12 protein-coding genes and 1 pseudogene are annotated in these 12,143 nt (G+C 70.5%); 11 read left to right on the top strand and 2 right to left on the bottom strand.

Features of this window, described 5'->3' with window-relative positions; all coding sequences use genetic code 11:
- Window positions 1–21: 21 nt before the first annotated feature.
- Window positions 22–1,113 carry a mechanosensitive ion channel family protein gene (locus ACF062_RS36210; RefSeq protein WP_392144029.1) on the bottom strand — a complete coding sequence of 364 codons (1,092 nt, stop codon included), beginning with the start codon at window positions 1,111–1,113 and terminating at the stop codon, window positions 22–24.
- A gap of 337 nt (window positions 1,114–1,450) precedes the next feature.
- Here ACF062_RS36210 and ACF062_RS36205 point away from each other — a divergent pair, with 337 nt between their 5' ends.
- Window positions 1,451–2,584, top strand: a complete 1,134-nt coding sequence (locus ACF062_RS36205) for an amidinotransferase (RefSeq protein WP_392144082.1) — start codon at window positions 1,451–1,453, stop codon at window positions 2,582–2,584.
- A 173-nt stretch (window positions 2,585–2,757) separates the two neighbouring features.
- Here the strand turns inward: ACF062_RS36205 and ACF062_RS36200 are convergent.
- Window positions 2,758–3,118, bottom strand: a pseudogene (locus ACF062_RS36200) (serine/threonine protein kinase); the annotation flags it as partial.
- Between the two features lie 229 nt (window positions 3,119–3,347).
- Here ACF062_RS36200 and ACF062_RS36195 point away from each other — a divergent pair.
- From ACF062_RS36195 to ACF062_RS36150, 10 genes are all read left to right on the top strand, one after another.
- Entirely contained in the window at window positions 3,348–4,235 is an 888-nt protein-coding gene (locus ACF062_RS36195) for an ROK family transcriptional regulator (protein WP_392144027.1), read from the top strand.
- Window positions 4,236–4,315: 80 nt separating this feature from the next.
- Window positions 4,316–5,572 (top strand): ABC transporter substrate-binding protein, encoded by a 1,257-nt coding sequence (locus tag ACF062_RS36190; protein WP_392144025.1) that lies wholly within the window; start codon window positions 4,316–4,318, stop codon window positions 5,570–5,572.
- Complete coding sequence (locus tag ACF062_RS36185; protein ID WP_392144023.1) at window positions 5,569–6,504, top strand: carbohydrate ABC transporter permease; 936 nt, start codon at window positions 5,569–5,571, stop codon at window positions 6,502–6,504. Before ACF062_RS36190 ends, ACF062_RS36185 begins: the two co-directional genes overlap by 4 nt.
- Window positions 6,497–7,333, top strand: coding sequence for a carbohydrate ABC transporter permease (locus ACF062_RS36180; protein ID WP_223778206.1), 837 nt, complete (start codon window positions 6,497–6,499; stop codon window positions 7,331–7,333). The genes ACF062_RS36185 and ACF062_RS36180 overlap by 8 nt, the downstream gene beginning before the upstream one ends.
- A gap of 51 nt (window positions 7,334–7,384) precedes the next feature.
- Window positions 7,385–7,639, top strand: coding sequence for a hypothetical protein (locus tag ACF062_RS36175; RefSeq protein ID WP_392144021.1), 255 nt, complete (start codon window positions 7,385–7,387; stop codon window positions 7,637–7,639).
- A 72-nt stretch (window positions 7,640–7,711) separates the two neighbouring features.
- The gene (locus ACF062_RS36170) at window positions 7,712–7,858 is read left to right on the top strand and encodes a hypothetical protein (RefSeq protein ID WP_392144019.1); all 147 of its coding nucleotides are present in this window, start codon (window positions 7,712–7,714) and stop codon (window positions 7,856–7,858) included.
- A gap of 120 nt (window positions 7,859–7,978) precedes the next feature.
- Window positions 7,979–9,028 (top strand): aldo/keto reductase, encoded by a 1,050-nt coding sequence (locus ACF062_RS36165; protein ID WP_392144017.1) that lies wholly within the window; start codon window positions 7,979–7,981, stop codon window positions 9,026–9,028.
- A gap of 159 nt (window positions 9,029–9,187) precedes the next feature.
- Window positions 9,188–10,546, top strand: a complete 1,359-nt coding sequence (locus ACF062_RS36160) for a radical SAM protein (protein ID WP_392144015.1) — start codon at window positions 9,188–9,190, stop codon at window positions 10,544–10,546.
- A 252-nt stretch (window positions 10,547–10,798) separates the two neighbouring features.
- Window positions 10,799–11,533: an SDR family NAD(P)-dependent oxidoreductase gene (locus ACF062_RS36155; RefSeq protein WP_392144013.1), complete on the top strand. Its 735-nt coding sequence runs from the start codon at window positions 10,799–10,801 to the stop codon at window positions 11,531–11,533.
- 35 nt (window positions 11,534–11,568) lie between these two features.
- Complete coding sequence (locus tag ACF062_RS36150) at window positions 11,569–12,126, top strand: GNAT family N-acetyltransferase (RefSeq protein ID WP_392144011.1); 558 nt, start codon at window positions 11,569–11,571, stop codon at window positions 12,124–12,126.
- The last annotated feature ends 17 nt before the right edge of the window (window positions 12,127–12,143 follow it).

The following is a 12,143-nucleotide window of genomic DNA, read 5'->3' as shown; positions in this document are numbered from 1 at the left end:
GGCCGCCACCCGGCGTCGCGCTCAGTGGACCCGCGGCGGGGTCGAGACGTCCCGCTGGTGCGGGATGCCGAGCGGCAGCGGCAGCTCGCCCTGCTGCACGGTGACCGTGCGGGCCGGGGCGGGCACCCTGATGCCCTCGGCGCGGTAGCGCTGGTGCAGGCGCTTGATGAACTCGTGCTTGATGCGGTACTGGTCACTGAACTCGCCGACGCCGAGAATCACCGTGAAGCTGATCCGCGAGTCCCCGAACGTGTGGAAGCGGATCGCCGCCTCGTGATCGGGGACCGCACCGGTGATCTCCTTCATCACCTCGTCCACGACCTCGGCCGTGACCCGCTCGACCTGCTCCAGGTCGCTGTCGTAGCTCACCCCGACCTGCACCGTGATCGACAGCTCCTGCTCGGGACGGCTGAAGTTGGTCATGTTGGTGCTCGCCAGCTGCGCGTTCGGGATGATGACGAGATTGTTGTCGAGCGAACGGACCACCGTGTTGCGCCAGTTGATGTCGACCACATAGCCCTCCTCACCACTGCTCAGCTGGATGTAGTCACCGGGCTGCACGGTCTTCGCCGCGAGGATGTGCACACCGGCGAAGAGGTTGGCGAGGGTGTCCTGTAGGGCGAGGGCGACCGCGAGACCGCCGACGCCGAGCGCGGTCAGCAGCGGTGCGATGGAGATTCCGAGGGTCTGGAGGACGACAAGGAAGCCCATGGCGAGCACGACGACCCGCGTGATGTTCACGAAGATGGTGGCCGAGCCCGCCACCCCGGAGCGCGACTGCGCCACGGCCCTGACGAGGCCGGTGACGATCCGGGCCGCCGTCAGCGTCGCCGCGAGGATCAGCAGGGCCGTCAGCGTCATCGTGACGTTGCGTCCGGTGCGCGGGGTGAGCGGCAGCGCGCCCGCCGCGGCGGCGAGCCCGGCGGTGATGGCCGCGCACGGCACCAGCGTCCGCAGCGCGTCGACGATGACGTCGTCACCGCTCCACCGGGTGCGGCTCGCCCGCTCGCCCAGCCAGCGCAGCAGCGCGCGCAGCAGCAGTCCGGCCGCGACGCCGGCGGCCACCGCGATCCCGGCCATCATCCAGTCGTGCAGTGTGAGCGCACGGGTCATCGGTTCACCCCTGTCGTACGGGGCGAGTGCGCCTGCACGCGGCGTATGTGATGTGTCGACACCTTGTGATACCTGCTCGATTCCGGGAGTTCGGTCGCGCCGGGCCAGAGGTCCGGCCGGGCGCGGACGTCATCCTGCCGCATCTGTGCACAGCGGACGCACGTGCCCCTGCCCGGATCTTCACGATCCGGCCACGCGTGGCGGCCGCCGTGGCGGTGGCATGAATACCGCGCAGGCTGGTACTCGACGTATGCCCGGCGTACGACGAGGGCCGCGTCACCTGTGGTAAAGCGTTGAGTTCGGTGAGTCGTTGTCTCTGCGAGCGGAAGCGGTGAACATGGGCGTAGCGCAAAGGCCTGGCATTACGGCAGAGGTGACCGGCAGTGAAACTCTCGGGTCGCCCGTCAATTCGCACAATGAGTGGGACCCGCTGGAGGAAGTGATCGTCGGGCGTCTCGACGGCGCGACGATTCCCTCCAGCCACCCCGTGGTGGCCTGCAACATTCCGCCCTGGGCGGCGCGGCTGCAAGGACTGGCCGCCGGTTTCGAGTACCCGCGCAGGCTCATCGAGCCCGCGCAGCAGGAACTCGACCAGTTCGTCACTCTCCTGGAGTCCCTCGGCGTCACCGTCACACGGCCGGACGCGGTGGACTACAAGCAGCGCTTCGCCACCCCCGACTGGTCCTCGCGCGGCTTCTGCAATTCCTGTCCGCGCGACGGCATGCTCGTCATCGGCGACGAGATCATCGAAACGCCGATGGCATGGCCGTGCCGGTATTACGAGACCCACTCCTATCGGGCGCTCCTCAAGGACTACTTCCGCCGCGGCGCCCGCTGGACGGCCGCCCCGAAGCCCCAGCTCACCGAAGAGCTGTATGACAAGGATTTCCGGCCGCCCAAGGACGGCGAGCCGATGCGCTACATCCTCACCGAGTTCGAGCCGGTATTCGACGCGGCCGATTTCATGCGCGCGGGCCGCGATCTGTTCGTGACGCGGAGCAACGTCACCAATCAGATGGGCATCGACTGGCTGCGCCGCCATCTCGGGCCCGGCTATCGCATCCACGAGATCGAGAGCCGCTGCCGCACACCCATGCACATCGACACGACGTTCGTCCTGCTCGCCCCCGGCAAGGTCCTGGTCAACCCCGAGTACATCGACGTCGACCGCCTGCCCGACGTGCTGCGTTCGTGGGACGTCCTGGTCGCCCCCCAACCCGACCCGATCGACGAGCGTCTGCTCAAGATGACGTCGATGTGCGGCAAGTGGCTCAGCATGAACGTGCTGATGATCGACGAGAAGCGGGTGATCGCCGAGCGGCACCACACCGGCATGCTGCGGGCGCTCGAATCCTGGGGGTTCGAGCCGATCCCGTGCGACCTGCTGCACTACGCGCCGTTCGGCGGTGCGTTCCATTGCGCGACGCTGGATGTGCGGCGCCGAGGCACGTTGGAGACGTACTGCGACTAGTAGTGATTCGTTGGCTTCTGCGCTGTCTGATCGTGCTTCGCGCGGGGCGAACGGCCCGCCTCCGAGGGCCGCCGTGGCGAGTGGATCGCCGTCTTTGACACGAGGAAAGACAGGTTCGCCGTGCACCGCAGGCACTTCGACGAGGCGCCGAAAGCCGAGCACGCGCCGTGGGGGTGGATCAGGCCGGCATCATGAATGGCCCGCAACGCCTGGGCCAGGCCGTGTGCGGGGGGTGCGTACCGACTCCTCGGGCAGCGGACCGTGCTGCTCGCCGACCACGGCGTGCAGGTCCGGCCCGGGGACGTAGCCCGTGGCCACGCAGGGCGCGTGGCGTCGGTGTCCGCGTCCAGAACCGGTGCGGTCCACGCCCCGCCCCCTTGCGCGCGCCCGCCACCGCACGCGCGAACCGCCGCCGGAACTCCGGGTGCCGGGCGAACTCCGCCTGCACCACCGGCCCGCGCCACCGGCGCCCAGGCGGGCGATGAGGCGGTACGGGCAACAGCCGAGCTGTCCGGGGGCGGACGGGGCAATCAGGATGCTTCAGGCCCGCGCCGAAGGCCCTGCGGGACGGCGGTGGAGCCCGAAGGCGCGTCCTCGCCGTCGTCCCCGCCGCCGACAGGTGCCGTCGAAGGGGTTCCCGGGCCGGGGCGGATATGGGAGTGTCCTACCGAATTCCTGGCGAATTCCTGCTGAAGCGGCGGGCCGGCAGGTCATGGGGCCCGCGGACTGGACTGTTCCGGCGCGGGTCCGAGGTGAAGCACTGGTGCGGAATCCGGCACGAGGGCACGACCTGGTGACGCTGCGGCGGCTCAACACCACGGTCGTCCTGCGCGCCCCGTCCCGCCGCAGCCCCCGGACCCGCGCCGAGCCCGCCGCGGGCTCCAGCCTCCCGCAGTCCACCGTCGAGGCCGCCGTGGAGGAACCGACCGGGCGGGGCCTCGTCGGCGAGTCCGCGGCGACGGGAGCCGTCGGTGATCACCCGCCAGGCCGCCCCGCACGGCGCTTCCGCTTCCGCGCCGAGGCCGGGCTCATCCTCGGCGTCGACGCAGGGCTGCACAAGACACCGATGTTCCCTGCCGGCCTCGGCGGCGCCGCCCTCACCACCCAACTCGCCCAGCACACCCAGCGGTTACGCGGCAGCTCCCGCCTCGATCTGCTGCGCCACGCCATGGAGACGTTCCTCGGCACGCATGTGCCGCGCCGGAGCGCCGCCCTCGCCCGCCGCGTGGGCGTCCCCGGCGTCGTGGACGCGGGCGGGGTCGTCACCTCCCCCGAGGTGCCCGAGTGGTCCGGCGCCGACCTCGGGCGGCTGCTCTCCGACGGCGGAAGGGGGCGCACCCTCGTCGAGAACGACGTGCACCTCGCGGTCCTCGCCGAGCGGCGGCAGGGCGCCGCCACGCTCGCGGACGACGTCATCGGCGGGCGGCCGCACCGCGGCGGGTGCGGCAGCGCGGGAGGGCTCGCCCCCGGTGTCGCCGCCCCCGTCGGCCGCCATCCGGTGCCGCTGCTCGAAGAGCGGCTGCACCGCGTGACCCCGCACGTCCCGCGCATCGCGCTGAGCTCGCTCGGCGAGCGGGGCGTGGCCCTCGGCGCCGTACGCAAGGCGCCCGACCACGTGGAGGAGGAACTGCTCGCGGACACGGCGCCGTAGCGGCACCTCGGGGGCGCCTGCTGTCGCGCCCGTGGCGGCCCGGCCGGCGCCCGACGGCTTCCTGGGAGGCGAAGGCACGTATGCGCAGAAGGACTCTGCTCGGCGGGGCGCTCGCCGCCCCGTTGCTCGCCGCCTGCTCCGGTGGGGGCGGCGGCGCGGACGGCGGGGGCGGCACCACGCTCTCGTACGGGATGTGGGATCCGGCACAGGTGCCGGGCATGGAGAAGATCATCGCGGCGTTCGAGAAGAGACATCCGCGCATCTCGGTGCGCATCGAGCTCACACCCTGGGCGAGCTACTGGACCACCCTCAAGACGTCGATGCGCGGCGGCACCGCGCCCGACGTCTTCTGGATGAACGCCGTCAACTTCCAGCTGTACGCGGCGAACGGCGTCCTCGAACCGCTCTCCGGGCACATCAAGGCCGACGCCACACCCGTGGAACGCCACCCGGACGCGCTCGTGAAGCTGTACGCCTACCGGGGCACGCAGTACGGCCTGCCGAAGGACTTCGACACCATCGGCCTCTGGTACAACAAAGCGCTCTTCGACAAGGCGGGCATCACGTACCCGGACGCCACCTGGACGTGGGACGACGTCCGGGACGCGGCGGCCGAACTCACCGACCCCCGCGAGCGCGTGCACGGCTTCGCCGCCGAGATGGACCGGCAGTTCAAGATCTACCCGGCCATCTGTGCCGCGGGCGGCCACGTCCTCAGGGACGGCCGCTCCGGCTTCGGCGACGAGCGGTCCATCGAGGGCCTGCGCTTCCTCACCGACATGGTCGACCGGGGCTGGTCGCCGCCGCAGAGCGCGATGGTCGAGTCCGTGGGGCGCGTGCGCTACTGGTCGGAGAAGGTCGCCATGAACTACGACGTCTCCGCGATGTCCGGGCAGATGTACGCCGTCCCCGCGATCAAGGACCACGGCGGCATCGCCGTCCTGCCCAAGGGGCGCCGCAGGGCCACCATCATCCACGGCCTCGCGAACGTCATCTCCGCCAAGAGCCGCAGGAAGGAAGCGGCCTGGAAGTTCGTGCACTTCATGGCGGGGCGCGAGGCCGCCGAGATCCAGGCGAAGGCGGGCGCCACCATCTCCAGTTACGAGGGGACGCAGGACGCCTGGCTCAAGTCGATGCCCGAATTCGACCTGAAGCATTTCATCGAGATGCAGAAGTACGCCGTTCCGTACCCGAGTTCCAAGAACACGCCGGTCTGGGAGAACCTCCAATACCCGTTACTCGGCGCCTCGTTCAGCGGAAAGGGCGGCATCGAGAGCGCCGCACGCACGCTGGGCGAGCAGATGGACCGGGCCTTGAAGGAGGAGCGCGCCTCATGAGTGTCTTTCCCGCCACGGCGGCCGCGGAAGCGAGAGGACGCGGCGCCGCCGCGCCCGGCAAGTCCCGGGGGCAGCGTGCCGCCTACCTCTTCATCGCCCCGCTCGGCCTCGGCTTCGCCGTCTTCTATTTCTGGCCGCTGCTCCAGACCTTCTACTTCAGCTTCACCGAATTCGGCGCCTTCGGCGGCCACACGTTCATCGGCACCGACAACTACGTGCGTGTCGTGCAGGACGTCACCGTGTGGCAGGCGCTCGGCAACACGCTGATCTACAGCCTCGTCGGGCTCACCGCACTGCCGGTCGCGATCGTCGTGGCGGCTCTCCTGAACCGGCGCGGCCTGCGCGGCGTCGCGCTCTACCGCGCCCTGTACTTCGTGCCGTTCGTGACGCTGCCCGTCGCCGTCGGACTGGTCTGGAACTGGCTCTACAACGGCGACTTCGGGCTCCTGAACGAGGTGCTGGCCCGGTTCGGCGTCGACCGGCACTACTGGGTCTCCGACCCGTCCACGGCCGTCTTCGCCATCGGCACGGTGATGGTCTGGTCGACCACCGGCTACTACTTGATCATCTTCATGGCGGGCATCAAGGGAATTCCGCGGGACTACTACGAGGCCGCGGAACTGGACGGCGCGGGAGCGCTGCGCAGGTTCTTCACGATCACCCTTCCGCTCCTCAGCCCGACCATCTTCTTCGCCTCCGTCATCTGCATGATCAACTCTCTGCAGACCTTCGACCTGATCTACATCATGATGGGCGAGAAGAATCCCGCGATCGGCCATACGCAATCCGTCGTCGGCCTCTTCTACAAATGGGCCTTCGTCGAGAACGCGCAGGGCGCCGCGGCCGCGCTCGCCTTCCTCCTCATGCTCCTCATCGCCGCGCTGACATACCTTCAGTTCCGGCTCCAGAAGAGGTGGGTGCACTATGCCTGACACCCGGACACGCGGGCGCGCCGGATCCATCGCCACCCACGCCGCGCTCTCGCTCGGCGCGCTCGTGATGGTCTTCCCTTTCCTGTGGCAACTGCTCACCGCCCTCAAGACACTCGCCGAGACCTCGCGCGTACCGCCCACCTTCCTGCCCGACGACTGGAACCGGGAGAGCTTCGAGAAGGTCTTCACCGCGCTGCCGTTCCGCGAAATGCTGACCAACAGCGTGCTCAACACCGTCGGCCGCACCCTCGGCCAGCTGGTCTTCTGCTCCCTCGCCGCCTACGCCTTCGCCCGTATGCGCTTCCGGGGGCGCAACGTCCTCTTCGCGCTCTTCCTCTCCGTCCTGATGGTGCCGAGCTCCCTGCTCGTGCTCCCGCAGTACGACATCATCCAGTCGCTCGGCCTGCTGAACTCCGCCCCCGCGCTGTTCCTGCCCGGCATGTTCAGCGCGTTCGGCACCTTCATGCTGCGCCAGTTCTTCCTCACGCTCCCCATGGAGCTGGAGGAGGCCGCCCGCATCGACGGCGCGGGCTCCTTCCGGATCTTCTGGTCCATCATGCTGCCGCTGATCAGGCCCGCCCTCGCCGCGCTCGCCGTCATCACCGCCATGTGGTCCTGGAACGACCTGCTGTGGCCCCTGGTCGTCAACACCGACCCGTCGACGATGCCGATCAGCGCCGGACTGACCTCCCTGGAGGGCCAGTTCGAGACGAACTACCCGGTGATGATGGCCGGTTCGCTCATCGCGAGCCTGCCCATGCTGCTCGTCTACGTCTTCCTCCAGCGGCACTTCGTCCAGAGTGTCGCGCTCTCGGGTTCCAAGAGCTGACTCCGACACCCGGAGGAAAGGCGCCTGGCGCCCGTGTGCTGGACTTGGCGGATGTCTGCGTCGATCCTGCTGCCGGTCCTGCTGCTCGTCGCGTCGATCACCGCGTTCGGTCTCGCGGGGTACGGCTTCGGGAGGCTCGGCGCGCATGGCGTCCGGGGCTGGGACCGCCCGGTCGTGCTGCGCTCCCTGGCCGCCCTCTCCGGGGCGGCCGCGGCCGCCGTCTACACCTGGGGGCTGCTCTGCGTCGCGTTGACCGTCCTCGACGCGGAGGACGGCGGGGCGGGCTCCGCGCCCGTCCGTCCCTGAGCCGAAGCGGACGCGCAGGCGTGGGGCGTCGCGGCCGTCGACCACCGGGTGGAGTACCTGCCCTTGCGGTTCGTGTGTCAGACGGGCGACGGCCGGAGCCATGCCACCGACGACGTGCCGGGATACGTCACACCCGTCGCGGTGGGGGCCGGCCTGACGGCCGCCGTGCTCGCCGTCTCCGCGGGGTGGGTGTCGCAGGCGCGTGCCAGGGCGGTGTGACGCCGGTCGCGCTTGCCCTGGAGCGCACTCCACCTCGTAGGGTCGCGGCATCCGAGTGGGTCCCAGGTGGGTCCGAGCAGGTCCACGTGCACCCAACCGAGCATGGTCAAGGAGAGTTGCATGCGCCACCGCGTTCTGGGCGGGACCGGCATGGAGGTCAGCCCCTACTGCCTGGGCACCATGATGTTCGGCCACGTCGGCAACGCCGACCACGACGACTGCGCCCGGATCGTCCACGCCGCGCTGGACGAGGGCATCAACTTCGTCGACACCGCCGACATGTACTCCGCCGGGGAGTCCGAGACCATCGTCGGCAAGGCGCTGAAAGGCCGCCGCGACGACGTCGTGCTCGCCACCAAGTTCCACTTCCCCATGGGTGAGGGCCCCAACCGGGGCGGCAATTCCCGGCGTTGGATCGTGCGGGCCGTGGAGGACAGCCTGCGGCGGCTGGGGACGGACTGGATCGACCTGTACCAGGTGCACCGGCCGGACCACACCACCGACATCGAGGAGACGCTCTCCGCCCTCACGGACCTGGTGCGCCAGGGCAAGATCAGGGCGTTCGGCTGCTCCACGTTCCCCGCGGACGAGATCGTCGAGGCGTACCACGTCGCCGACCGGCGCGGGCTCCAGCGGTTCCGCACCGAGCAGCCGCCCTATTCGCTGCTGGCCAGAGGCGTGGAGAAGCACGTACTGCCGGTGACCCAGCGCCTCGGCATGGGCACGCTGACCTGGAGCCCCCTGGCCTCCGGGTTCCTGACCGGCCGCTACCGCAAGGGCCGGGCCATGGATCTCAGCACCGGGCGCCCCACCCTGCACCCGGGCCGCTTCGATCCGACGGCGCCGCTCACCGCCGCGAAGCTGGAGGCCGTCGAGCAGTTCGTCGCCGTGGCCGAGGAGGTGGGCTGCACGCTTCCCGAGCTGGCGATCGCCTTCCCGCTCGCGCACCCCGCCGTCACGTCCGTGATCATCGGCCCGCGCACGATGGAGCAGCTGCGGGCCACGCTCAAGGGCACGTCCGTGGCCCTGGACGACGCGGCGCTCGACCGGATCGACGCCATCGTGCCGCCAGGCACCGACGTCTACCCGCCGGACGGGGTGTGGACGCCGCCGGCCCTGACCACGCCGGCGCTGCGCCGCCGCACGGCCGGGGAGAGGCCCGCCGCCTGACCGCCGCCGACGGGAGGGGCGGCGCCCGCGAGGGCGCACCATCCGCAGCCTAGACCTGCGGCGGAGGCGGCCTGAGACCGGAGCCGGATCCGGAGCGGATCGGGGGCGTATTAGCGTGGACGGGACAGACCGACCAACAGGATCCGAGGTGCCCGGCCCATGCCAAGCCGCAGCGAGAGCCGTACCGAGCTCATCGAATCGCTCATGGAGCGGTTCCCGCACGTGCCACGGGAAGCGGTGATCAAGGAGGATCTGCTGCGCGGCGGCATCGCCTTCGACGAGTCGGCGCTCAGTGACAACGAGGGCGGCGAGGTCAAGCCGAAGTCGTACTTCATCTTCTCCTTCGACCACGGCACGCTCCCCGAGCTGGGCGCCGCTGCCCTTCGTCGCCCGCCGGAGGAGATCGTCCTCACCGGCGGCCCCTACGGGCTGCGCCGCACCGTCGTCTCGGTCCGCGTGAACCCCTCCTCGCCCTACCGCGTCGCCGCCGACGACCACGGTGTGCTCGGCCTCTACCTGGACGGCGTACGCATCTCCGACGTCGGCCTGCCCCCGATGCCGGACTACTACCGGCACACGCTGGAGAACGGCAAGTCGGTGATGGAGGTGGCGCCCACCATCCAGTGGGGCTACCTCATCTATCTGACGGTCTTCCGGGTCTGCCAGTACTTCGGCGCCAAGGAGGAGTGCCAGTACTGCGACATCAACCACAACTGGCGCCAGCAGAAGGCGGCGGGTCGCCCCTACACGGGCGTGAAGCCGATGGACGAGGTCCTCGAAGCCCTCGCCATCATCGACAAGTACGACACGAACAAGTCGTCCACCGCGTACACGCTCACCGGCGGCGCCATCACCACGCAGCTCCAGGGCAAGGACGAGGCCGACTTCTACGGGCAGTACGCGAAGGCCATCGAGGAGCGCTTCCCCGGCCGCTGGATCGGCAAGGTCGTCGCCCAGGCCCTGCCGAAGGCGGACGTGCAGCGCTTCCACGACTACGGCGTACGGATCTACCACCCCAATTACGAGGTGTGGGACCCGTACCTCTTCGAGCGGTACTGCCCCGGCAAGGAGCGCTACGTCGGACGGGACGAGTGGCACCGCCGCATCCTGGACTCCGCCGAGGTGTTCGGCCCGCGCAATGTGATCCCGAACTTCGTGGCGGGCGTGGAGATGGCGGAGCCCTTCGGCTTCAAGACGGTCGACGAGGCCATCGGCTCGACGGTGGAGGGGCTCCAGTACTTCATGTCGCGCGGCATCACGCCCCGCTTCACCACGTGGTGCCCGGAGCCCACGACTCCGCTCGGCAAGGCGAACCCGCAGGGTGCTCCGCTGGAGTACCACGTGCGGCTCCTGGAGGCCTACCGCGCGACGATGGAGGCCAACGGTCTCTCCTCGCCGCCTGGCTACGGCCCGGCCGGGCCCGGCAACGCGGTCTTCTCCGTCAGCTCGTTCATGGACAGCCTGCCGGCGGAGGCGGCGGCGCCGGAGGACGCGGTGGTTCCCGCGACGGGGCGGTAAGCCCGCCACCGGGCCCCGGCGCTGCGGGCGGGAAAGCATCGCCGCGAAGCAGCGGTCAGGCCAGCGGTCCCGGCGTCCGTGGCGAGATCGCGGCGCGTAGGCCAGGACAGCCGTCCGGGGCGCCCGCAGCAAGACCGCGGCGCGTAGGCCAGGGCAGTCATCCCGGACGTACGCAGCAAGATCGCGCCCGCCGGGCGGCCCCACCCCGCAGGGCCTCGCCGCGCAAACCATCCACCAGAACCGGAGGACCCCGTGCAGCACCACCCCGTCACCGTCGTCACCGGCGGCAGCCGCGGTATCGGCGCCGCCGTCAGCGCGCGCCTCGCCGAGGACGGCCATGACGTCGCGATCGGCTACCGCTCCGACGAGGCCGCCGCGGAGAAGGCCGCGGCGGCGGTCCGCGCCGCCGGGCGGCGCTGCGTGACCGTGCGGGTCGACACCGCCGACGAGACGGACGTCGACCGCCTCTTCGAGACCGCCGCGGCGGAGCTCGGCCCGGTCACCGGGCTCGTCAACAACGCCGGGGTGAGCGGCCCCGTCGGCCCCCTCGCCGAGGCCGACGCCGAGGGGATGCGCAGGGCGCTGGAGGTGAACGTACTCGGGTATCTGCTCTGCGCCCGGCGCGCCGTGCGGGACCTGAAGGCGAACGGCGGCGGGGCAGTCGTGAACATCTCGTCCGCCGCCGCGACCCTCGGCTCGCCCGGCGAGTACGTCCACTACGCCGCCGCCAAGGGCGCCGTCGACACCATGACGGTCGGCCTGGCCAAGGAGGTCGCCGCGGACGGGATCCGGGTCAACGCCGTGGCTCCCGGCGTCATCTGGACCGAGTTCCACGCCGACCCCGAGCGTCCCGCGAAGCTCGCCGCCGGCATCCCGATGGGACGCTCCGGCCGACCCGAGGAGATCGCGACGGCTGTCTCGTGGCTGCTCTCGGACGACGCCTCGTACACCACGGGCACGGTCCTGAGGGTGGCGGGCGGCCGCTGACCCCGCCGCGCCCCGCCTCTCGTACGCTGGTTCGCATGATCGGTGGAGAGGTGACACTCGCGGCGGGCGTCCTCATGCGGCCCGTCACGCCCGACGACGCGCACGCGCTGGCCCGCGCCCATCGGCGCAACCGCGACCATCTCGCCCCCTGGGACCCCGACCGGCCCGATGCCTTCTTCACCACCGAGGGCCAGGCCGAGCGGATCCAGGGGCAGTTGGCGGAGGCCGCGGCGGGCCGCGCCGTGCACTGGGTGTTCGTCGACGGCGGCGAGATCGTCGGACACGCCGCCCTGTCGAACATCGTGCTCGGCCCGGCCCGCAGCGCGATCCTCGGCTACTGGACCGACGCGGAACAGACCGGCCGCGGCCTGGCCTCCGCCGCCACCCGCCACGCCTGCGAGGTCGCCGACACCCGGCTCGGCCTGCACCGCGTCGAGGCGGGCACCCTGCTGCACAACACCGCCTCGCAGCGCGTGCTGGTCAAATGCGGCTTCCAGGAGTACGGGGTCGCGCCCAAGTCCCTTTACATCAACGGGGCCTGGCGCGACCACCGGCTGTTCCAGAAGATCCTCAACGACCGCCCCGCGTTCTGAACCACCGCGCCCGTTCC

Origin of the sequence: Streptomyces sp. NPDC015345, assembly GCF_043078805.1 — a bacterium.
Classification (GTDB): Bacteria; Actinomycetota; Actinomycetes; order Streptomycetales; family Streptomycetaceae; genus Streptomyces.
This window is presented reverse-complemented; position numbering and strand designations above follow the sequence as displayed.

Coding starts and splice junctions, on each gene's coding strand:
- ACF062_RS36190 (WP_392144025.1), top strand. CDS start 4,316: ATGCGCAGAAGGACTCTGCTCGGCGGGGCGCTCGCCGCCCCGTTGCTC.
- ACF062_RS36175 (WP_392144021.1), top strand. CDS start 7,385: ATGTCTGCGTCGATCCTGCTGCCGGTCCTGCTGCTCGTCGCGTCGATC.
- ACF062_RS36185 (WP_392144023.1), top strand. CDS start 5,569: ATGAGTGTCTTTCCCGCCACGGCGGCCGCGGAAGCGAGAGGACGCGGC.
- ACF062_RS36205 (WP_392144082.1), top strand. CDS start 1,451: ATGGGCGTAGCGCAAAGGCCTGGCATTACGGCAGAGGTGACCGGCAGT.
- ACF062_RS36180 (WP_223778206.1), top strand. CDS start 6,497: ATGCCTGACACCCGGACACGCGGGCGCGCCGGATCCATCGCCACCCAC.
- ACF062_RS36150 (WP_392144011.1), top strand. CDS start 11,569: ATGATCGGTGGAGAGGTGACACTCGCGGCGGGCGTCCTCATGCGGCCC.
- ACF062_RS36210 (WP_392144029.1), bottom strand. CDS start 1,113: ATGACCCGTGCGCTCACACTGCACGACTGGATGATGGCCGGGATCGCG.
- ACF062_RS36165 (WP_392144017.1), top strand. CDS start 7,979: ATGCGCCACCGCGTTCTGGGCGGGACCGGCATGGAGGTCAGCCCCTAC.
- ACF062_RS36160 (WP_392144015.1), top strand. CDS start 9,188: ATGCCAAGCCGCAGCGAGAGCCGTACCGAGCTCATCGAATCGCTCATG.